This window comes from Flavitalea flava, from assembly GCF_054461575.1.
On record NZ_JBTLQH010000044.1, the window covers coordinates 14,348 to 36,974 of the forward strand.

19 protein-coding genes are annotated in these 22,627 nt (G+C 45.2%); 9 read left to right on the forward strand and 10 right to left on the reverse strand.

Going from position 1 to position 22,627, the window contains the following annotated elements:
- Window positions 1–2 precede the first annotated feature (2 nt).
- Together ACX0G9_RS26055 and ACX0G9_RS26060 are read left to right on the forward strand one after the other, a co-directional pair.
- Complete coding sequence (locus ACX0G9_RS26055; RefSeq protein WP_459067906.1) at window positions 3–1,562, forward strand: S41 family peptidase; 1,560 nt, start codon at window positions 3–5, stop codon at window positions 1,560–1,562.
- 71 nt (window positions 1,563–1,633) lie between these two features.
- A complete protein-coding gene (locus ACX0G9_RS26060; protein WP_459067907.1) occupies window positions 1,634–2,146 on the forward strand; it encodes a hypothetical protein in 513 nt (170 codons plus the stop codon).
- 2 nt (window positions 2,147–2,148) lie between these two features.
- Here ACX0G9_RS26060 and ACX0G9_RS26065 read toward each other — a convergent pair whose 3' ends face one another.
- The 5 genes from ACX0G9_RS26065 to ACX0G9_RS26085 all read right to left on the reverse strand — a co-directional run bounded on the left by ACX0G9_RS26065 (window position 2,149) and on the right by ACX0G9_RS26085 (window position 7,807).
- Window positions 2,149–4,431: a response regulator gene (locus tag ACX0G9_RS26065; RefSeq protein WP_459067908.1), complete on the reverse strand. Its 2,283-nt coding sequence runs from the start codon at window positions 4,429–4,431 to the stop codon at window positions 2,149–2,151.
- Window positions 4,431–5,030, reverse strand: a complete 600-nt coding sequence (locus ACX0G9_RS26070) for a TlpA family protein disulfide reductase (protein ID WP_459067909.1) — start codon at window positions 5,028–5,030, stop codon at window positions 4,431–4,433. The genes ACX0G9_RS26065 and ACX0G9_RS26070 overlap by 1 nt, the downstream gene beginning before the upstream one ends.
- Window positions 5,031–5,185: 155 nt before the next feature.
- On the reverse strand, window positions 5,186–6,298 hold the full coding sequence (gene nagA / locus ACX0G9_RS26075) for an N-acetylglucosamine-6-phosphate deacetylase (RefSeq protein WP_459067910.1): 1,113 nt from the start codon (window positions 6,296–6,298) through the stop codon (window positions 5,186–5,188).
- Window positions 6,299–6,313: 15 nt separating this feature from the next.
- Window positions 6,314–7,180, reverse strand: coding sequence for a nitrilase family protein (locus ACX0G9_RS26080; RefSeq protein ID WP_459067911.1), 867 nt, complete (start codon window positions 7,178–7,180; stop codon window positions 6,314–6,316).
- A gap of 141 nt (window positions 7,181–7,321) precedes the next feature.
- Entirely contained in the window at window positions 7,322–7,807 is a 486-nt protein-coding gene (locus tag ACX0G9_RS26085; protein WP_459067912.1) for a regulatory protein RecX, read from the reverse strand.
- Window positions 7,808–7,974: 167 nt separating this feature from the next.
- Here ACX0G9_RS26085 and dnaN point away from each other — a divergent pair, with 167 nt between their 5' ends.
- Both dnaN and ACX0G9_RS26095 read left to right on the forward strand, forming a co-directional pair.
- Window positions 7,975–9,090, forward strand: coding sequence for a DNA polymerase III subunit beta (gene dnaN, locus ACX0G9_RS26090; RefSeq protein WP_459067913.1), 1,116 nt, complete (start codon window positions 7,975–7,977; stop codon window positions 9,088–9,090).
- 84 nt (window positions 9,091–9,174) lie between these two features.
- Complete coding sequence (locus tag ACX0G9_RS26095; protein ID WP_459067914.1) at window positions 9,175–10,029, forward strand: sterol desaturase family protein; 855 nt, start codon at window positions 9,175–9,177, stop codon at window positions 10,027–10,029.
- Between the two features lie 3 nt (window positions 10,030–10,032).
- Here ACX0G9_RS26095 and ACX0G9_RS26100 read toward each other — a convergent pair whose 3' ends face one another.
- From ACX0G9_RS26100 to ACX0G9_RS26110, 3 genes are all read right to left on the reverse strand, one after another.
- A complete protein-coding gene (locus ACX0G9_RS26100; protein WP_459067915.1) occupies window positions 10,033–11,016 on the reverse strand; it encodes a transglutaminase family protein in 984 nt (327 codons plus the stop codon).
- A gap of 50 nt (window positions 11,017–11,066) precedes the next feature.
- Window positions 11,067–11,999, reverse strand: coding sequence for an alpha-E domain-containing protein (locus tag ACX0G9_RS26105; RefSeq protein WP_459067916.1), 933 nt, complete (start codon window positions 11,997–11,999; stop codon window positions 11,067–11,069).
- Window positions 12,000–12,067: 68 nt separating this feature from the next.
- Entirely contained in the window at window positions 12,068–13,516 is a 1,449-nt protein-coding gene (locus tag ACX0G9_RS26110) for a circularly permuted type 2 ATP-grasp protein (RefSeq protein ID WP_459067917.1), read from the reverse strand.
- Between the two features lie 212 nt (window positions 13,517–13,728).
- Between ACX0G9_RS26110 and kdsB the strand changes: the two genes are divergently transcribed.
- The 5 genes from kdsB (at window position 13,729) to mgtE (ending at window position 19,198) form a co-directional block, all read left to right on the forward strand.
- Window positions 13,729–14,487 carry a 3-deoxy-manno-octulosonate cytidylyltransferase gene (gene kdsB, locus ACX0G9_RS26115; RefSeq protein WP_459067918.1) on the forward strand — a complete coding sequence of 253 codons (759 nt, stop codon included), beginning with the start codon at window positions 13,729–13,731 and terminating at the stop codon, window positions 14,485–14,487.
- Window positions 14,488–14,699: 212 nt separating this feature from the next.
- A complete protein-coding gene (locus tag ACX0G9_RS26120) occupies window positions 14,700–15,611 on the forward strand; it encodes an ROK family protein (protein WP_459067919.1) in 912 nt (303 codons plus the stop codon).
- A 101-nt stretch (window positions 15,612–15,712) separates the two neighbouring features.
- Entirely contained in the window at window positions 15,713–16,795 is a 1,083-nt protein-coding gene (locus ACX0G9_RS26125) for an iron-containing alcohol dehydrogenase family protein (protein WP_459067920.1), read from the forward strand.
- A complete protein-coding gene (locus ACX0G9_RS26130) occupies window positions 16,782–17,744 on the forward strand; it encodes a fasciclin domain-containing protein (protein WP_459067921.1) in 963 nt (320 codons plus the stop codon). The genes ACX0G9_RS26125 and ACX0G9_RS26130 overlap by 14 nt, the downstream gene beginning before the upstream one ends.
- An 86-nt stretch (window positions 17,745–17,830) precedes the next feature.
- On the forward strand, window positions 17,831–19,198 hold the full coding sequence (gene mgtE, locus ACX0G9_RS26135) for a magnesium transporter (RefSeq protein WP_459067922.1): 1,368 nt from the start codon (window positions 17,831–17,833) through the stop codon (window positions 19,196–19,198).
- A 49-nt stretch (window positions 19,199–19,247) separates the two neighbouring features.
- On the opposite strand, the gene ACX0G9_RS26140 is transcribed toward mgtE, so the two are convergent.
- Both ACX0G9_RS26140 and ACX0G9_RS26145 read right to left on the reverse strand, forming a co-directional pair.
- Entirely contained in the window at window positions 19,248–19,766 is a 519-nt protein-coding gene (locus tag ACX0G9_RS26140) for a DUF2480 family protein (protein ID WP_459067923.1), read from the reverse strand.
- A gap of 187 nt (window positions 19,767–19,953) precedes the next feature.
- The gene (locus ACX0G9_RS26145; RefSeq protein WP_459067924.1) at window positions 19,954–22,101 is read right to left on the reverse strand and encodes a peptidylprolyl isomerase; all 2,148 of its coding nucleotides are present in this window, start codon (window positions 22,099–22,101) and stop codon (window positions 19,954–19,956) included.
- Between the last annotated feature and the right edge of the window lie 526 nt (window positions 22,102–22,627).

Sequence of the window (22,627 nt, forward strand, 5' to 3'; positions counted from 1 at the left end):
CCATGAAGAATTTTCTACTTTTCTTTTTTTGCCTTTTCCAGCTTTTTTGTATTTCCTGCCGGACAACAAAAACACCTTTCGATGCCGGAAAAAAATTCACGGCCGGGCAATTAAAAGAAGATTACAGTTTATTCCGGCATATCCTTGAAGATTTACATCCCAGTCTTTATTGGTATACCCCCCGTGATAGTATGGATGTTTTTTTTGAAAGGGGTTATTCTGCTCTGACCGATTCTATGACGGAGCCACAGTTCAAGACGCTGCTCAGTTATGTTATTTCCCGGGTCGGATGCGGACACACCGCCGTCAGGTATTCCAAAGACTACAGCCGGTATCTGGATACGGCCCGGTTACAACAATTTCCCCTGATACTGAAATGCTGGCAGGATACCATGGTGGTTGCCGCCAATCTTAACCGCAGGGATTCCATACTTAAAAGAGGAGTCGTTATCAACAGCATCAATGGCCGGACTGCCAGCCAGCTTCGTGACAGCCTGTTCCGTTTTTTTGTTACGGACGGATATAATTTAACGGGAAAATATCAATACCTCAGCACCGGTCTGAATTTTAGCAACTGGTATAGGAACGTCTTTGGTTATCCCGCTCAATTTACCATCGATTATCTCGATTCGAATAATACGCTGAAGGAGTCGGTAATTCCTGTATATAACCCCCTCGCTGATACGGTTAAACGTCTTTTCCGGCGGCAAGCCCCGGGCCCTGAAACAGAACCCGGCGGGAAGGGTCGCAAAAAAAGAGAGGAGTTCTATACCCGCAACCTGGTGATCGACAGCGCGACGAACACCGCGTTTATGAGCCTGAATACTTTTGAGCATGGCAATCACCTGGTCAGGTTCTTTCGTGAATCGTTCAGGACCCTCGATGAGAAACAGGTGGCCAATCTTGTGATCGATGTGCGGTCGAATGGTGGCGGGGATGCCTCCAATTCCACCCTGCTGACCCGGTACATTATTGATAAAAAATTCAAAATTGCCGACTCTCTTTATGCAATCAGACGCCATAGCGGGTATGACCGGTATATTGAAAAAAGTTTCTTATATCGTCTGCTGATGATCGTGCTGACCAGCAAAAGGTCCGATGGCCGGTACCATTATGGTTATTTCGAACGTCATTATTATAATCCGGTACGAACCCATCATTTTAACGGCCAGGTCTATATTCTGACAGGCGGCAATTCTTTCTCCGCAACGAGCTTGTTTGCAGGAGCCTTAAAGGGTCAGAAAAATGTAACCCTGGTTGGTGAAGAAACCGGTGGAGGATATTATGGCAATACCGCCTGGATGATTCCGGACGTTGAACTTCCTAATACGCATATTCGTTTTCGCCTGCCGCGGTTCCGCCTGGTGGTAAACAAAACCCGGGAGAAGGACGGCAGGGGCGTTCTTCCTGACGTTCCGGCATTGCCTACCGTGGAGGCCATCCGCAAAGGCCTTGATTTCAAAACAGCCAAAGCCAAGGAATTGATCCAAAAAGAACGGGTCCAAAAGGAAGCGATCCAAAAAGAAGCCGGAGAGCTGGAAAGACAGGGGAAAAACAAATAAGGGTGTTTTATTCAGGCAAGGTTATTGTATCTTTAAAAGGCTTTTTACATCGATCTTAAATCGATCTTACTATGAATCGCCTTAAGAAAATGACAACTTGTATTTGCCTGACCCTGCTGGCCTTTCCGGGCTTCGCGCAAACTTCTCTGGATTCTGTAAAACTAAAGACCCTGCGTGGAGCCATCATATCCTTTTCAGCGGCGGCCCAAAAAAATACGGTGATACTCATCTGCTTCTGGTCCATTAATTCTGAAAACAGTATCAATGAACTAAATGCCATCAACGCGCATTATGAGCAATGGAAACAGGGAGCTGCTTTCAAATTAATGGCTGTATGCATAGACGCAGGGAATAATCTGAACAAGATGCGCCCAACTGCCAATATGAATGGCTGGACCTTCGATATATATGCGGACATCGATGGTGATCTGCGAAATATTCTGAAATCGAACAATCTTCCCCAATCTATGATCCTTTCCGGGGGCAAGGTAGTCTATCAGCAATCCGGGTTTGATCCCGGAAGTGAGAATTATCTTTTTACTAAAATCCTGTCTTTGACAGGCGGCCAAAACAAAAGGGAGTGAAATTATACGATCACGGATTGTCCTTTCTTCAATAAGGCCCATTTTTCCACTTTATTGACCAACTCCTCCAGTTTAATCGGCTTGCCGATAAAATCGTTCATTCCGGCATTCAGGCACTCTTCCTGGTCGCCTTCCATAATATTGGCAGTCAAGGCAATGATAACAGGTTGTTTTTTCAGTGTCTTGCGAATGATCCGGGTAGCTTCAAGGCCGTCGGTCTCGGGCATCTGCATATCCATCAGGATAAGGTCATACTGCTTTTGGCCAGCAGCTGTTACCGCCTCTTTCCCATTTTCAACAAGATCCGGCCGGTAACCCAAGTTATTCAAAATATGCAAAATCACTTGTTGATTAACCGGGTTATCTTCTGCAATCAGAATCACCAATGGATGTTTTTCAGAAAAATCAGCTGGAAGCTTTCCCGGAATGGTGTTTCCTTCCGATGAAGATTTCTGCTGCCGTTGGAGTCCGTTAAGGATATGTTTGCTCAGCACGTGCTGTTTAATTGGCTTGGTCAATATGGAACTGAACAGCTGCTGACTGCTTTTGGTGTATTCATCGCCAATCGAGCTAAGCAGGATAACGGGGATTCGAGGGTATTGCTGACCAATGGATTGCGCCAGCAAAACACCATCCATAAAGGGCATTTGCATATCGGTCAAAACCAGGTCAAATTGTGGATCATTGGATAAGATCCGCAGCGCTTCTTCTCCGGAACCAGCCAGCACAGGCTCTAATTTCCATTGTTCCAATTGGCTTTTCAGGATAGCCCGGTTTGTTAAATTATCGTCTACGACCAGTATTTTTTTCCCTTCCTGGTCTGACATATTATAATGTGTATATGGCTGAAGGTCCCTGGTGCCCGCCCTGGTTTTTATGGTAAATGCAAAAACAGATCCGGATCCGGGTTTGCTTTTCACCCTGATCTGGCCTTCCATTAATTTCACCAGCTTCTCAGAGATAGCGAGCCCGAGTCCCGTGCCTCCATATTTGCGGGTAGTGGAAGAGTCAACCTGGGAGAAAGCCTTGAACAGGCGTTCCAATTTATCGGCCGGAATGCCAATGCCCGTATCGCGCACTTCAAACTCCAGTTCTAACCATCCGTCCTGCTCAGGTCTAAGCAAATGTACCCCTACAAAAACTTCTCCATCCTGCGTAAATTTTATGGCATTGCCTACCAGGTTCATCAGGATCTGCCGGAGCCGCAAATTGTCTCCAACGATCTGCAAAGGAACATTTTCATCTATTTTGTAAACCAGGTCCAGACCTATTTGTGCAGCATTCTTACCAAAAATATCCAGTATATCCTCGATGCAGCTGCGCAGGTCAAAATCTTCCTTTTCGAGTTCCATATTACCGGACTCAATTTTGGAAAAATCCAGAATATCATTAAGGACTTTAAGCAGGCTTTCACCACAAGTAGCAATGGTTTCCGCATACATCCTCTGCTGATCCGTCAAATGGGTTTCAGCCAGTAGCGAAGACATGCCAATCACCCCATTCATGGGAGTGCGGATCTCATGGCTCATCGTGGCCAGAAATACATTTTTTGCCTGATTAGCCTGCTCGGCATCCCGCCGGGCCTTATCCATTTCCCAGTTAGATTTTCTTAGCCGTTTGTTCGATCTTTCAAGGCTCTCTTCATTCCGCTTTCTTTCCTTATTAATAAGCGCTTCTTTTTGCATCCTTCCCATTTCCATGGTTTGAGCAATCTGTATTTCGCTGTATTTTTTTAGCTGGTAAGCCCATAAGCCGCATATAAAAAATATTATGGCTGCGAGTATGATATGTATGATGAATGTTTGCAGGTCAAAATAATCCAACCGGGAGAAATATATTTTGTCAAAACCGATGTTCTGCAAATAACCGAAAACCCCATGATGCACTACCACAATTGCCGTTATCGGAATTTGTAATTTCCAGTTCTGGTAGGTGATAAGGGTTGCACTGCCGATAAAAGCAAAAAAATGCATTTCAAACAACCCGTGCATCTGGTAAATGTACTGGGCCATGAAAATGCCTAATACAACACTCAAGACATATTGGTACAATGTTGAATGGGGCAAGGCTATTTTTGCAGTGTAATAGGCAAGCAGAGACAAGCCACCCACTCCACAGGCTATTAACCAGGTATCAAAGTAAAAGGAGAACACCAGCCCTCCCAGAAAATAACTGATAAGAAAATAATTCATTAACTTATCAGATCTAATTTTTACCTCCTTTCTTAAGACTTCCGTATGCTGTTCCCGGTCAGGGTCCAGGATGGTTTTCACGATAGCTTCCATTATTTGCTGCAATTTGGTAACCGGCAACCATATGCCGTTAATGCCTGCCGGTCAAAAACAATATTGGTTTTCTTATTCAGTAATCCACCCAATGCAATTTGCGCGTAATTACTTTTCTTATCCGTACAATAACGGTTTTTGTTATAATTACCCCTAAAATACAATCTGTGGTTTGTGTCAATGATTACGGCTTGCGGAGTAGAATATACACCACAGGAAACGGCGATAGCACTGTCAAAAAAAACGGGAACGTTTAATCCGAATCTTTCCTGTATCTCTTTTCCGGTAAAGGGTTTTTTACTCATGACTATGATCGCAAAATCGACCTCTTTGCCGTATTGTTTTACCAATGATCCGAAATGCGGCATATTGAACCGGGAACAAGGACAGTCCGGATTAAAAAAATGCAGGAATAAAGGTTTATTGTTTTTGCTCTTCATTTTCCAGGCAGACCCGTCGATAACTGATCCGGAATTAACGGCAGCATAGTTTTTGGGGATTGGGGTGGGCAGACTATATACCCATTCGTTGTACCAGAACAAAGCAATTATCCCTATGAATAAAAGAGTCAGCCAAAATATCACTATCGCCTTGACCATTTCCTGATTTTGTCACTTTTAAACGGTTTTTTTCAGGAAAAATTCTGCTTATTTCATAAAACTTTAATTGTTAAACAGACATTTCCAGGAAAGGCAGACAAATAAGCGATTTTTTTGGCGTAACGACGAAGGAAGACAAAACGAATGAAGGTTATCTACCCTTCTCCCTCCACAATCACCTGCATCAGGTTCAACTGTTCGTCCAGCAACACGAAATCGGCCTGGGCACCGGGCTGTATACTACCCCATTTTTTATCAAGGCCCATTAACGCAGCAGGATAAAGCGAGGCCATTCTCAAGGCTTCGGGCAAAGGAATCCCTACTTTTTCCACCCCGTTCTTTACTGCCTGAAGCATTGTCAGGGCCGAGCCGGACAGAGTTCCATCAGGCAGCGTGTATCTGTCTCCTTTAAAGACATGGGAATATTCGCCATATTGAACTTCAGCTACCGCATCCGTTATAAAGAACAGGCGGTCCTGCATAATTTTTTTACTGATCCTGACTGAATTAAAATCGACATGGACCCCGTCACAAACGATACTGGCCCGGACATCATTGTGATCATAAATTGCTCCAACCATTCCGGGTTCACGCCCCTGAAGGGGAGACATGGCATTGAACAGGTGAGTTGCGGCGGGGATTCCCATATAAAACCCATCTGTGGCCTGCCCATAGGTGGCATTACTGTGGCCGGCGGAAACGACGACCTTATTTTGCAGCAGCAATTCGATACATTCTTTTTCACACTGTTCCGGCGCGACAGTCATCATTTTGAAAACGCCTTTCCCTTTTTCAAGAAGCATCCTGATCTCTTCGGTTACAGGTTTCTTAATGAATTTTTCCAGGTGCGCCCCTTTTTTCACCGCGTTAAGATAGGGGCCTTCCAGGTGTACTCCCATCAGACCCTTACCGCCTGCTGCCTGGTATTGTTTAACCACTTCTATTCCCTGAACAAATTTTTCAATGGAACTCGTGGCCATGGTGATCAGGAATTGTGTACAACCTCCCTGCAGACAATATTCATAAACGGCTTCCAGGGAATCGGTGGTCATTTCCGCGGAAAATAATTTACCGTTTCCCCCATAGATCTGAAGATCCATAAATGCCGGTGCCAATAAGCCACCCCGGAGTTCCTGCCGTCGGTAACCCGCCGGGATCGCCGAAGCCTCCACTAACGCTGCTATCTTTCCGTCTTTAACCAGGACTGCCATTCCAGTCTTTATTTCCTGTCCCGTAAAAATTTCACGGGCGATAAATGCCGTTGCCATAAAGTTGTTTTAATATCAGGGTTCTATTGAAAAATGATCGGCATCCTGCCAGAAAGGAAACCGGGTCCTTATTTCCTCAAGGTCCTCTTTCCGGAATGTATGCGTATAAACGGCTTCTTCTCCTGAATCCTGGTGCAGCACTTCTCCAAGGGGATCAACGATCAGGGAATCACCAGAGTGAAGGATATTATTTCCATCAATTCCAACCCGGTTCACGCCTATTACATAAGCCTGATTTTCGATGGCCCTTGCCTGCAACAACGTTTTCCAGGCATGACTCCGGCGTTCCGGCCAATTGGCAACATAAAGAAGCAGATCGTATTCCAGACTGGAAGTCATCTCCGGTAGGGCTGCCGGCGGAACCGCTGAAGGAGTATGATGTTCAGGACCATTCCTTAACGCTGGCTCTGCTCCCTGCGTCTGCCGGCTCCATACGGGAAAACGCAAATCATAACAAACCATTAGGTTGATCCTCCATCCTTTTACCGAGGCGATCAACCTTTTGTGCCCGGCCGTATAGTGTTCGTTCTCGCCCGCGTAAGCAAAACGATGACGTTTATCATAATAACCGAAGGAGCCATTGGGCAGCATCCAGATGAGGCGATTGTAATAATTTCCCTTTTCTTCGATGATCATACTCCCGGTAAGAACAGCCCTTTTTTGGGCAGCCATTTTTTTCATCCATGCCAGGGTTGGGCCGTTCATTGGTTCTGCGAGGGTCTCCGGCCGCATACTAAATCCAGTACTGAACATTTCGGGCAGAATCACTACCTCCGTATTTTCCCGGATGTTACCAATCTTTTCTTCAAAACGGCGCAGATTAACCGCCTTGTCTTCCCAAACAAGATCTGCCTGTATGGTTGTTATGGTGAGTGTGGACATTCCCGTGCAAAATAAGAAGGATAATGTTACCTGAATATAAAGCAGTCTGATTTATTTTCCTTTCCTTATGAAATGTTTTGTAATGTCTTGCTTTTCCCGATTTTTTACTAAGAAACAATTACGTTTCGTTATTTCATGAAACTAATCCGGTATGTTGATCTCTTTTAAAACCGCTCCTGTCAGGCTGGATTCATATCCCTTCTGCAATAAATAGTCCTGTAATTTCCGTTTTCGTAAAAAAATCGCCTCCTCCCCTTTTAATGTTTCCCATTTTTCATCAGCCAACTTCTCCAGGGTTTTGATATAGTCCTCTTCCGGTATGGCTGCCAGGGCTTTTTTGATACAATACTCCCCTACCTGTTTTTGCTTCAGTTCATAACGTATTTTGACCCGCCCCCATTGTTTCATCCTGAATTTGCCTCCGGCAAATTGAATGGCAAACCGCTCCTCATTGAGATAATTCTCTTCAATCAGGGTAGAAATCGCCTCTTCCACGTCTTTTTTCCAAAGACCGAAAGAGTAGAGCTTTTCCTTTACTTCGCTGTGACAGCGCTCCTGGTAACCGCAATAGTACCTGGCTTTCTGCAGGGCCTGTTCTTTGGTCAGGTTTTGTTTGCGGATCATCATTTCGGGTCCTGATTTTTGTCTGAATAGCAAATTTACGAACAAACAGGGGGAGGAAACAGGGTTTAGTCACAAGAAATTAACAATTAGAGCGGGGGAAAATAATAGCTGTCCTTAATGTCTTGGCGATTACCCAATGAATCAGTAGTTTCGCCCCAAACACACATTCCATGAAGTTTATCGTTTCGTCCTCGGCTTTATTGAAACAATTGCAACAAATCAGCGGTGTGATCAATGCCAATACCGTTCTGCCCATTCTGGAAGACTTTTTGTTCGAAGTGGAAAAAAATAAACTGACTGTGGTCGCCACCGATCTCGAAACCGTGATGAAGGTGCATATGGAAGTAGAAGCCAAGGAGAGCGGGAAGGTCTGTATACCGGCCAAGATCCTGATCGATTCTTTGAAGAATATTCCTGATCAGCCGCTCACCTTCAATATCGATAAACATTTTGCCGTTGAACTGACCAGTGATAACGGAAAATATAAGGTCATGGGAGAAAACCCTGATAACTTTCCCAAGGAGCCTGCTACCGATGAAACGACTTCTTTCACGATGACTTCTGCGGCTTTGGTAACAGCGATCAATAAAACCTTGTTTGCCGTCAGCAGCGACGATCTCCGTCCTGCCATGACCGGAGTTTTCTTTGAAATGGATAAAAAGGGGCTTCAGTTCGTGGCTACAGATGCACATCGACTGGTCCGTTACAAACGTACAGATGTGAGCTGCCCTAAAAACGATACCCTGATCGTACCAAAGAAGCCTTTAAATCTCCTAAAATCTGCCCTTCCCTCCAATAACGACGAGATAACGATCAGTTATAACAGCAATCACCTTTTTGTAAGCCACGGCACCACCCAGATGAGCTGCCGGCTGATCGATGCCCGTTTTCCGGATTATAAAGTGGTCATTCCTGCAGACAATCCGTATAAACTACTGGTTGGCCGGAGCGATTTTCAAAGCGCCTTGCGTCGTGTCAGCATTTTCAGTAATAAAAGCACTAACCAGGTCGTCCTGAATATTCAGGGAAGCGAATTACAATTAGCCGCCCAGGACGTCGACTTCTCTTTTGAAGGGAACGAACGCATGAAATGCCAGTATGACGGCGAAGATCTGGCCATTGCTTTTAACGCAAGGTTCTTAATTGAGATGCTGGCCTCTACGGATTCCGACGAAGTCAGGATGGAACTCTCCACCCCTACCAAGGCAGGTATCATCAAACCTACCGAGCAGGACGAGAATGAAGAAGTCCTGATGCTGGTAATGCCGCTGATGCTCAATAGTTAAGTGTGAATTAATAATTATGGTGCTGTTGTAAATGATTTAGTATCTTTCTGAGAGGACCGGACTATTTTCAAAACCGGAAATCCTATGCAACAGCTTGTCCATTATTTCAACCAGATCCCCTCGTGGCAACGAGCAGCGATTCTGGCAGGAGGGATTCTCTTCTTTTGGATCCTGGAAGGGTTTCTTCCCCTATTCCGGTTTCGCTATAAAAAGATCCGTCATGCGGGATTAAATCTGTTCTTTACGTTCACCACCATCCTTATCAATTTCGGGTTTGCGATCCTGATCGTACGAACGAGTCAATATGCCAGCTTGCACAAAGCCGGCCTTTTATATTTGTATTCCATGCCTCTCTGGCTTTTCGCCTTGCTGGGGCTTTTATTGATGGATCTGATCGGAGCCTGGTTCATTCATTGGTTACAACACCAGGTTAAGTGGATGTGGAAATTCCACCTGATCCATCACAGCGATACCTGGGTGGATACAACTACCGCCAACCGGCATCACCCCGGCGAAAGCGTGTTTCGCGCCTTGTTTACGCTCCTCGCGGTTGCCATAACCGGTGCACCTCTCTGGCTGGTTTATCTTTATCAGTCCTTATCCGTCGTATTTTCACAATTCAACCACGCCAATATTTCTTTGCCAAAATGGCTTGATTCGGCAATTGCCTGGATCATTGTCTCACCGGACATGCACAAGGCCCATCACCATTATACACAACCACTTACGGACACGAATTATGGCAATATTTTTTCTTTCTGGGATCGGCTTTTTGGGACTTATGTATTTGTAATGGACACCCGGGAGCTACACTATGGGATCGACACGTATCCGGACGAAACAGAAAATAACCGTATGGGCCCTTTATTAAAAATGCCTTTCGGGCAGTACAGACCTCCTGTTAACGGGAAATTCGGAGATTTGGGTAATAAAGGTTAGGTCCTACTGTTGCTGCTGTTGCTGCTGTTGCTGCTGTTGCTGCATCATTTCCTGGTAACGCCGGTATGAGTTCTGTTCTTCCCCGTTCTTTTCCGGCTGAGGAGAAAGGACGGTTTCCGAAACCTCTTCATTTGTTTTTCCGTCTTCATAGGAAACCGATACCCCTACTTCCAGTTTCTGTCCGGCCGATCCTTTATAGGTACCTTTTACCGGCGAGCAGTCATAGAAATTGCGTCCTACAGCCAACCGGACATAAAGATCGCCGGCGAGACAATTATTGGTGGGGTCCAATCCGACCCATCCGTTGCCAGGAATATACGCTTCAATCCAGGCATGGGTCGCACCTTCACCCCTCATTCCATTCCTGTTTGGGCAAATATATCCGCTCACATATCTTGCCGGCATCTGGATCATACGCAGGAAGGTCAATAATATATGGGCAAAATCCTGGCAGACCCCTGCCTTCCCTTTCCAAATTTCATCGGGAGTCGTTTCTACCGTGGTGACTCCTTTGATATACTGGAAATTATCATAAACATACGTTTTTAATTTTTTTGCGGCTTCCAGTGGAGTGAGGGTCTTTATTTCATCCAGGCGGACCTCTCCCAGCACTTCTTTTATGGCCTCGAAGGGTTCCTGTTTTAAAAAGTCAATATAGGGTACCTGGAAACGGATCTCTTTGAGATGTTCCCATTGTTCGGCGGCACCGGATTCATCGACAGGCAATGGTCTGGGTTTGGTGATCACTTCTACTTTTGAATCGATAATCAGCAAAATATGAGGTTCCGCATGCGTAAAGGACCCCGCTTCATTGCCATAATAATCCTTGTGTATATCGACCAGCGGGTCTCCTGTAATCGATAACTCCTGTTTCAATACCTCCTGAAAGGCATCTTTGATCGGGAACAGAACGATCTGGTTCGCGCTGTCCCTCACAGGGCCTTCGTATGTATATTTTGTAATATGATGGATATTAAAGCGGGGCATCCGGTTAAATTAAGGAGTGAAAAGGATCATGGAAGGGGTAAATATATGGATTATGAATAGGCAAAATAACCCTGGTTAAAAGCAACCCCCACCCCGTAAAGATCCTCTTTTATTCCTTTCAGGAAAGAATGAAGACCCTGTTCCAGGATGGATTCCACCGTCGAATATTTCACCTTGCTTTTTATCTTCCCGATCATAAAATCAATTTCCCGGTAGGCTTCTTTATTCCGTTCCCCTTTCAGCCGCTCAAAATAATGATGCATCTGGTTGACAGAATAGATCACCGAGCGAGGGAAATCTTCATTCAGGATCACCTGTCCAATGACATTCTTTGCATCAAAACCACTCCGGTAGGTTTTCAGATATAACTCATATCCGGAAATGGATAAAAGGAGATACTTCCAATAGGTCGTATCGGTTTTGGTAAAATCATAATTCCGGTCGCTGAATTTTACGTCGAGTATGTCTGCCGACTGAACTCCTCTTTCCAGGAATTTACCAATATTAATGAAGGCATATCCCTCTCCTCTTGCCATAGTCACATCCGTGATACCGTAATACAATAGACCCTGGCGGATCAAAATATCCAGGATCGTCACCGGATCTTCTTTATCCAGTTCACGAACCAGTTGTTCATCCCGGATCGTATGATAAAAGTCGTTCAGACATTGCCAAAGCTCCTTGGTGATATGGTCCTGTACACTCCTCGCATTTTCACGGGCCAGGGTGATGATATTCAGGACCGAGTTGCTGTTCTCCTTATCGGTGACCATATACTGAAGAACAGATCTGGAATACCGGGCAATGCTGGCTGCTTTTTCTTCATCCAGATAGGTAAAGGTCCGAAGGACCGGTTTCCAGGAAAACTCCTGTACATCATCCTGGTAAGATGCGTAATTTATTTTGAGCATTCGCAAAATCCCATCCGTCCGTTCAAGATAACGGCTCATCCAATATAAACTGTCTGCGACCCGGCTTAACATGCTTTCTTAATTGATTTAATTTTCAAATCCTGTCATGACTCTTTTTAATTCGCCCCGTCATTCATGATTTACCCGGCCAGTACCCAGGTGTCTTTACTTCCGCCTCCCTGTGATGAATTAACGACCAGGGACCCTTCTCTCAGCGCCACCCGGGTCAGACCTCCCGGTACGATCTGGATTCCGTCGGGGCCGCAAAGGGCGTATGGCCGAAGATCAACGCGGCGGGGTTTTAATCTGCCATTCATATAACAGGGGGCTGAAGAAAGATTGATGATCGGTTGGGCGATATATTGACGAGGGTCTTTTACGATCTCTACCTGGTAGCGCCTGATCTCTTCCTCACTGGCTGTATGTCCCATCAGCATGCCATAACCGCCGCTCTCATTGGTTTTTTTGATGACCATTTTATCCATATTCCCAAAGACATGCTCGCGCTCATCCAAATTTCCCAATTGATAGGTGGGTACATTCTTGAGGATGGGCTCTTCATTCAGATAATAACGGATCATGGCAGGAACATAAGTATATATAGCTTTATCATCCGCCACACCATTTCCAACGGCATTGACAATAGCCACATTGCCTTTCCGGTATGCGCTCATGATTCCCGATACGCCAAGCATGCTTTCCGGATTAAAGACGAGGGGGTCAAGAAATTCATCATCCACCCGCCGGTAGATCACATCAACCTGCTGTAATCCTGCGGTCGTTTTCATGTACACCCGGTGATTGTCCACTACCAGGTCTCTTCCTTCCACCAGTTCGACTCCCATTAATCTCGCCAGGGTGGTATGTTCGAAATAGGCAGAATTATAAATTCCGGGTGTCAGTAAAACTATTGTTGGGTTTGCCGTCTGCCGGGGAGACAGCGAGACCAGGTTACGGTGAAGGATATTGGGATATTCCATTACCGTCCTTACATTATTCCGGGGCAGCAGATCGGGAAAGATCCGTTTGGTGATCTCACGATTCTCCAGCATATAACTTACTCCGCTGGGGGTGCGGAGGTTGTCTTCGAGAATATAGAAGGTCCCGTCATTGTTACGGATGAGATCGATCCCTGCAATATGCACATATATATCATGCGGGACAGGCATCCCATGCATTTCCCGCAGAAAATGGGGGCAGCTGTAGATCATCTCCGTCGGAACGATCCCGTCCTTCAGGATAAACTGTTCATTGTATACATCTTTGAGAAAAAGGTTCAGCGCTTTGAGCCTCTGACGTATGCCGGCTTCAATATAACTCCATTCGGCGGCCGTAATGATCCTGGGTATGATATCGAAGGGGAATATTTTCTCGATGCCCTCTCCGCTGCTATAGACAGTAAAGGTTATGCCCTGGCTCATAAAAAGCCTTTTGGCCAGTTCTTCCTTTTTGTTCAGCTCCTCTATGCTCATTTGCTGCATAAAATCCACCACTCCTTTATACTGTTCCCTGACGGCGTGGTCCGTGTACATTTCGTCCCAGGTATTGGGATCGGCCGGATAACTATTAAGCAGTTCACTGGTATGCATAAATAAGGGTTTTGGTAGCAGGGAAATAATGCAGGCAAACAGAGAACGTTAGGTACTTTAAATATAAATAAAAATGCCGGTTAAAAATGACAGCTGCGGTTAAAAAACTATTTTTACGGGCATATTCAGTAAATAAACATAATTATCCCAAGCCCAACACGTTATAAATCCAGTTTTCCCTGAAAAAGATTTACTAAATGAAAAATAGCCATATGAATGAAAAGCCTGTCCGGAGAATCTGTTTGATCCCCGCCCGTTATGATGCCAGCCGCTTTCCTGGTAAACTGCTGAAGCCCTTGGCCGGCAAAACGGTCATCCGCGCTACTTACGAAAGGATCGCATCCTATAAGCTTTTTGACGAGGTGGCCGTTGTGACGAATAGTGAAGAAATAAAACAGGAGATTGAAAACTACGGAGGAAAAGTCTTTTTTTTCAAAGAACAACATACGAGCGGTACAGACCGGATCGCCCAGGCGCTAAAAACGATCGACGCCGATGTCATCGTGAATGTTCAGGGGGATGAGCCTTTCGTAGATAAAAAGCCCCTGGAAGATCTTTTGGCCGCCATCGATCCTAAAATAAATCTCCGGATGGTCGGCAGTCTTATGCGACCCATGGACGACAAGGCCCAGATTGAAAGCAGGGATTTTGTAAAAGTGGTTTGTGATAAAAACAATTTTGCCCTCTACTTTAGCAGGAGTGTGATCCCTTTCGTAAGAAATCAAACGCCGGCTGCCATTCATTATGAGCATATAGGCGTGTATATTTTTACAAGAGCGGCCCTGTTGGAGTTCGCTGGATTGGCGCCCACAGCCCTGGAACAGACCGAGAGTGTCGAATGTCTGCGGTTCCTGGAGAACGGTATCCCTATAAAGATGATAGCGACCGATTACCTTGCCCTGGAGATCGACACGGAAACAGATCTTAAGAACGCAGAGGAGCTGATCAAATCCGGAAAGTTGTCTGTTTAAAAATTGCATTTGCAGACGAGTCGCGTTACCCGGATCATAGTCGTATTAAAAAATATTATTTTTTCAATCCCGGCTGAACTTTTTAAAAATGCTAAAAAGGGGATTTCTTACATTTAGCATCATAATGATACCTGAGCATCATAATCAGGTATCATTATCCGGTTTTTGTTGTTTTGAACATATTCATTTTTCATTTCTTTATTCTTTCCTGCATGAATCAAGCATTATGGGGCATTGACCTGGGTGGTACCAAAATAGAAGGTGTTATCCTGGAGTCCATCGACAGGCCCGTTCCTCTTGTCCGTACCCGCGTCGATACCGAAGCATCCAAAGGTTATGATCATATTTTGGGGCAATTCGCCAAACTCGTGACCGAGCTGGAACAACGATCCGGTCTGAAGCCAACCGCTATCGGTATAGGTACTCCCGGCGTACTGGACCCTACGCTCCAAACGATGAAAAACTGCAATACCACTATTCTGAACGGAAAACCCCTGCAAAAAGACCTGGAAGCGGCTCTTCAATTACCGCTTGTCATGGCCAATGATGCTAATTGTTTTGCACTGGCAGAGGCGCATTGGGGCATCGTGAAGGAAAAAGCACCCCTGGCGAAAATGGTTTTCGGCATAATCATGGGTACTGGCGTCGGCGGAGGCATCGTTATGGACGGAAAGATCTGGAACGGACGGCATGGCATCGCCGGTGAGTGGGGACATAACTTCCTGGATGAATCGGGAGGGCCATGTTATTGCGGTAAAACGGGCTGCGTAGAAACCGTCATATCCGGTCCTGCATTGGAAAGATTTTATGCCGGACTTACGGGCACTCCGGTTAAGCTTAAAGAAATAACCGCCAGGCATCTTTCAGGTACCGATGAGGCTGCCACCCAAACGATCCGGCGGCTCTCCCATTTTTTTGGCAAGGCCGTTTCCGTGATCACGAATCTGCTGGATCCGGATGTGATTGTAGTTGGCGGAGGTGTGGGCAATCTGGATATCCTTTACTCCGACGGAGTGGATTCCCTCGGGAAATTTATTTTTAATAACCGGGTGGAAACTCCCTTGTTAAAACCCAGTCTGGGTGACAGTGCCGGTGTTTTTGGCGCCGCAGCCCTGGTAAGTTAACAATCCCTTATTTTTGCATCTTATTTAACGTAGCTGATAGCTGAAAGTCAAGGTTTGTGCGTTTTACCGGACCAGATGTTGGTGTACAAAAAAAGACAATTATGAGCGTGAATAAGTTTCGCAATTTTAAGATGGTTGGTTATGTCATCTATGGCAGGGGAAGTTTTAACCAGCTGGATGAAATTTTAGCTCCCAGACGAAAAGGGGATGCTCCTGTTATTTTTCTCTTAGACCATTTTTTTAAAAATAAGCCCCTGGCCGATCGTATTCCGCTGCGCGGAAAAGATAAGCTCATTTTCGTGGATGTCAGTTACGAGCCCAAAACCACCTATGTCGATAAACTTGCCGGAGATCTCAAACAGGAGTTCGGTACCGTTAGCGGCATAATCGGCATTGGTGGTGGGTCTACCATGGACCTCGCCAAAGCCGTTTCCCTGATGATGACCAATCCGGGTTCTTCAGCTGATTATCAAGGCTGGGATCTGGTGAAGTTCCCTGGAGTTTATAAAGCCGGCATTCCCACGCTGAGCGGAACCGGGGCGGAAGTTTCCCGCACCACCGTACTTACCGGGCCAACAAAAAAACTGGGGATGAATTCTGATTTTACCCCATTCGATCAGATCGTACTGGATCCGGAATTGACAGCTAATGCTCCTGCGAACCAACGGTTCTATACGGGTATGGATTGTTATATTCATTGTATTGAAAGCCTGCAGGGAACCTTTCTTAATGAATTCAGTAAATCCTATGGTGAAAAAGCCCTGCAATTATGCCAGGAAGTCTATGTAAAAAAACAGGGATGGGATGATGCAAGTGATGATAAACTGATGATGGCTTCCTATGCCGGTGGTATGAGCATCGCTTATTCACAGGTGGGGGTAGCTCATGCGGTAAGTTATGGTCTTGCTTATCTGCTGGGCACCAAACACGGGATCGGGAATTGTATCGTATTCGATAAACTGGAAGAGTTTTATCCCGATGGGGTCTATGAGTTTAAGAAAATGGTTGAAAAAAACAAGATCGATATTCCTCAGCATATTACAAAAGGGCTTTCAGACGAACAATTCAATGCCATGATCGACGTTTCTTTTGTAATGAAGCCTTTGTGGGAAAATGCGCTGGGAAAAGACTGGGAAAAGACCATGACCCGCGAAAGGCTGCGTGCTTTATATGAAAAATTATAATCTTAAAAACCGCTCTTTTTCTGCAGCCTGTTTTTGCAGGCTGGCAGGATGCCTAAGCCTTTTATTGATGGGGGTGGTTTCCTGTACACCAACCAGCAACCCGGAGAATGTCAAACTCACGCCTCTCCAAACCCTTGTCAACACGGATACGACGCTGAGTTTTTTTCACCGGATGCTCTTGCAGGGAAATGACGCCGCATTGCTGGCAGATAAACCCATTACCTGGTTAATGCCCACCAATACCGCTTTTCGTGCAGCTGGTTATACCGACGCCGGTATCGATACGCTTAAAGCCAATTTTGCTAATAATCTGATCCGCTATCACTATATTCTTACCCTGATCACCCTGAACAACGGCATCTATACTGGCTTCATGACCAGCCGGGGAGACTCCGTTTACGGGATGCCTGACAATGGTCAGATCTGGTTCAATGGAATTCCGGCTGCAGGCGACCCTGCTACGGTTGGTAACGCTCTTGTATACCGTTTGAACCAGGCCCCTCTCCCGTCTGCGGCGGATTCGCTGGATCCTTTATTGGCCGGGGATTCCAGCCTGAGTCTGCTGGCCCAGGTTGTCCGGCGTCTTCCGGCGATCGACAGTCTTCTTTCATCCGGCGGGTACACTTTGTTCGCCCCGGTAAACAGCGCTTTTATGGCTGCCGGTTATGCCGATACCAGCATGATCAATGCTGCAGACTCAGCCAGTCTCGTTTTATTGGTTAAGAACCAGGCCAGCCAGGGAATATATTTTTCCAATACCCTGCTTGGCCTGACAAGCCTTACAAATCTGGAGGGCGGAGTCATCGGGATAAGTACCCAGGGAGGCACAAATTTACAGTTCAAGGGCAGTAACAATGCGGTGCCGGCTAATTGGCTTAGCGGTAATCAAACAGCCGGTAGTCGGCTGGTTGTCCACCGGATCGACCAGGTATTGTCGTCTGCACCTTAGCGCCTTAGCCCCCCAACTCCCTAAAGGGGGAGTAATAATCCTGGAAGAAATTTATATAACAAGACCCGGTTCTGTACTTTTGACGTATGCTAAACCTGAACGATATCAAAAACCTGCTGCAACATAACCGCATCACGGAGTTTGTAAAATTGAACAAACTTACTCCGAGGGATATTGTTGATTTTACCAATCGTTATAGCAAATTAGCCGTTCAATTATTCCAGCATCTGGATACAAAAACTGCGGCCAGGGCCTTTAAATTTCTCCGCAGAAAAAAGCAGGAAAATATAATAAAGTCCCTGCCTGAAGAAAAAGCAGCCGAGTTGTTAAACGCCCTTCAGCCGGATGACCGTACAGCTTTTCTTTCTATGTTGCCCGGTAATGCGGTAAAGGAATTGCTGAAAGTCCTTACTCCTGAACACCGGGCAAAAACCCTGGAATTACTGGGTTATGACGAAGGATCGGTAGGTCGTTTGATGACACCGGACTACGTGGCAATAACACCGGCTGAAACCTGTCACCAGGTATTGGACGTTATCCGGCAACGCGGAAAGGCTACGGAGAACCTGAATTTTTTATTTGTGGTGGATGAAAAGGGAGTTTTGGTCGATGATATCAATATCAAAGATTTTTTAATTGTCGATCGCGGGACCTCCGTTGCCCAGATAATGGATTACCAGTTCATTGCCCTGAACGTCAATGACGCCCAGAAGGAAGCGATCAAGGTATTCCGCAACAATAGCCGTTTTGCCTTGCCGGTCATCGATAACAACGGAGTACTGCTCGGTGTTGTGACTGCGGATGATGTATTAAGACTTGCAGAAAAAGAAGATACGCGTGAAATGCAAAAGATCGGGGGTTCCGAAGCATTAGACGAACCCTATACGACTATTCCTTTTGCCAGTCTGATGAAAAAAAGGGCGGGCTGGCTGATCATTCTTTTCCTTGGTGAGATGTTAACTGCCACGGCTATGGGCCATTTCGAAGGAGAGATCAGTAAAGCCGTCGTCCTCGCTCTTTTTATCCCCCTCATCATTTCCAGCGGTGGTAACTCAGGAAGCCAGGCTTCTTCCATAATCATCCGCGCCATGGCACTTGGCGAGATCGGTTTCAGAGATTGGTGGCGGGTTATGGCCCGGGAAATCCTTTCCGGACTTACCCTGGGCCTCATCCTGGGTATAGTTGGTTTCCTCCGGGTATTTCTTTGGCAAAAATTCCATTTATATAACTACGGTGAACATTGGATCCTGGTAGCCCTTACCATTTTTTTCTCGCTGATCGGGGTGGTTTTGTGGGGTACAGTTTCGGGCAGTATGCTTCCGCTGATCTTAAAAAAGCTGGGGGCGGATCCCGCCGCCTCTTCTGCCCCTTTTGTGGCAACACTTGTAGATGTCACGGGGTTGATCATTTATTTTTCCGTTGCTTTTCTCATCATGCAGGGAAAATTACTTTAAGCCTTCCGCCTAATTCCTGTAACCCAAACTCCTTTTATTTTTTCAGGCTCTAAAAGCTATCCTGTTTTTTCTTGTAGACCGGGACAGTGCTGCACGGTTCTCCATACATGATGCTTTTCACTACCGGCCTCAATCGTTTGGCTATTTCCATATAGGCATATCCTCCGATACCAAAATCTCCGCATCCTTTTATGACAACCCTCTTATCGGTATATTCTTCCAGATTTATGGCTGCCAGCCTGGCGAGAAATGTTTGTTGAAGAGCCGTCTGTTCATCTCCCATAATTATATCCCTGGCGAAGGGTTGCAAATAAACAGCTATCAGCATATAGGCCCATAAAGGAATAATGGCTTCGGTCGAACAGGTGACGGCAACTATCTTATCCTGGTATATGGACCAATCCGTATTTTGAAGGGCAGCACGAAATTCTTTTTCCTTCAGGATCATTTCCATGAATAAATAATTCTTCAGGTCAAATACCAGAATTTCCTCCTTCGGGTAATAATCTTCGAGATCAAGTGAAAGCAGGGCGCTCTGCGCTACCTTATTTATAATTTCATCGCTCATGTTTTTTTCCTCCCAAAATGGCAATTGATTAATAAAGCCTTTTCTCTCCGGAGATTTTGCCGAAGGGGGTATAAAGCAATACAAAGATAGTTAATTGCCGGGAATGGTCTTTTTCCGGGTAAATGCAAAAGCCCCTCCTGGGCGGGAAGGGCTTTTGTCATAAAATGCTATAAAAAAATTTGCTATATTAGAAAAATTTGCCTCTTTCGTCCTTCACTACAGCCGATTTTTTCAGGGCGTCTACAAGACGATAGCTGATCAATGATTTCTGCTGCTGCTCCTGGGTAAAACGTTGTTGTTCCAGATCTGCATTAGGATTGGATCTTGCACTCACATTTTCAACCTTTACTACAAATACTCCTCCGTTTCCGGGAATGGGTGAGGATACCGGCTTACCTGCCAGTTGTTTGTTGAAGGCTGAACCGATTACCTTTGCTTCCTGGCCAGCATTCGGGATGAAAGGTGAAGAGAACAACAGGCTATCCGCTTTCTGAATATTCTGACCACTGGAAGTAGCAGCTACTTCCAGACTGGCGAGGTTACCCAATTTCTTAATGATCTGTTCCGCTTTCTTTTGATTTCGCAATATTGGTTCTACCTGTACCCTGGCCTTTGCCGGTGTCATTGTTCCTTCCTTATTTATTTCAGTTACCATGGCTACTACATATTTGTCACCAACGGAAAAAGGTTCGGAAACATTTCCGAGGTCTGATTCATAGATCCAACGGACTAGTGGGCGACTAGCGCCGAGACCCGGGATCATCACCTCTGCAGGCTGTATGTCCGGAGCCAGCAATTTCTGCAGATTCCCTTTTTGGATATTCTGATCGAATGCTTTTTGGTTGCGGCTTTCCCCGGCAAACTGGTTTGCTTTTCCGGAAGCGGCCTGATCTGTTTCCGGACTGGTTTCTATCTTTTTGCTTAAGTAGGCAACTTTATACGAGGGCTCGAAATTTTTCTGATCGAGGATTTCTTCATAATGATATCCAAATTGCGTCTTTACCACTTTTCTTTCTCCCTTCTTACCATCAAAAGCAAAATCAGCAAATTCCTTTACCATCCGGTCGTGTGTAAAGTAGCCTACATCTCCTCCCTTTTCTTTACTTCCCTGGTCATCGGAAAATTTAGCGGCAATGCTGTCGAAACTTGCTCCTCTTTCTACTAATCCTTTGAGGCTATCTATTTTCTTTTTAGCGGAGCTATCGTCCATGACCGGTTGCTGAGTCTGAGGATTGACGGTAGCTACCAGGATATGGCGTGCCCTTGCAGAATCCGGTAAAATTTTTTCATCAACTTTTTTCGCAATTACATAATTTCCCGCATCCTGGTAAGGTCCAAACAGACCTCCTTTAGGTAAAGCAAAAATGGAATCTTTATTGGGAACCTGTATTCTGGACTTCCCCATATAAGAATCAAAATAGGGTAATTCCGTTCCAATACGGGCCAGAAAGGCTTCCGGATTTGTTGTGGCCCTGAAATCATTTTCCTGATCAACAAGCTGCTGGCGAATCTTTGCGCTGTCGCCGGCAGTTGGGGCCGCATCAAATACAACATAGGCTATGCTCCGGCTCTGGTCCTGTTTGAACTGATCTTTATGCTTGCTGATATAATCATTGATCTCTTCATCGCTTACTTTTACAGTACTATCAGCAATGGTAAAATAAGGCGTATTAACATAAGAGATCGAGGCAACCTGGCTATTATCAGCATTAATTTTTTCAATCATCCATTTTGGAACGTATGCACTATTAGCAAGCAAGGAAGTGTATTTCTCCCTTTGGCGCATCTTTATGATCTGGGGTACAGATTCTTCAAAAAACCGGCGGGCGCCTTCATAATTTTTATCATTCTTGCTTTTCCCGCTTTTATAGGCCGTTCTTAACTGATTGATCTGCGCAGCGGCAGCCTGGGCATCGAACTGACCCGTCTTAGGATCAGTGAATGCCTGCTTCACGTCCGGAATCGCATTTGCCCCTACCAGCATGTCATTAAGTTCTTTGTCGCTTACTTCAAGCCCAAGAGTGGTATAATTTTCGGAGAGCACAGCATCTTCTATCATTTGTTTCCATACATTATCCCGGATATTTTGCTGAAGTCCTTCATTTACCTGGTAGCCTCTTGACTTGTATTGTTCTTCCTGCATGGCAACCTGTTTCTGAAAATCGTTGTATTCGATTTTCTCTCCGTTTATTGTACCGACAGCAGTAGAACGGTTCCCAAAAATCTTATTTCTTCCTACAAAGGCATCCATTAAGAGAAAGCCTACCAAACTTAAAGCGATCAGACCAAAGACTAACCAGGCTGCTCTTTCTCTTATTTGCTGAATAATTGACATAGCTGTATTATATTATTATATGCGTTTTTTGACGGATGGCAAAAATAGGGGGAAAAATTATTATGAACAAATTGTGGAAAATAAGCGAAATAGGCTTCTGCTCTAGGTTTTAAAAGATCATACCCCTTTTTGAACTCTAAAGAGCAGGGCCTTAATTGGAATAATTCAGTAAAATAGACGCCGAATAATAAAAACAGAAAATTTATTTTTTTACTATATAGATTATAAAAAATCATTATATTAAAAATAGTTGTAAATCCGTGAAACATGGCAACACACTACCGTGAAACTCTAATCAACACCATCTATGGATAAGTTTAAAATTCGGTGGATAACCCATGTTTTTGGGGCTCAGATTTTGGGGGTAGATAGAATAAAACTTTTACTTCGAGGTAAGGGGTAATGTATCTGGTGTACAAGTTCACAGTTATTCGTCGTGAATTAACACAAACTTGAAAAATTAGTTTTCCGCATAGTATTTTCATCCACATTGGTGGAAAAGCTTAAAAAACACTGATCCAAGCAG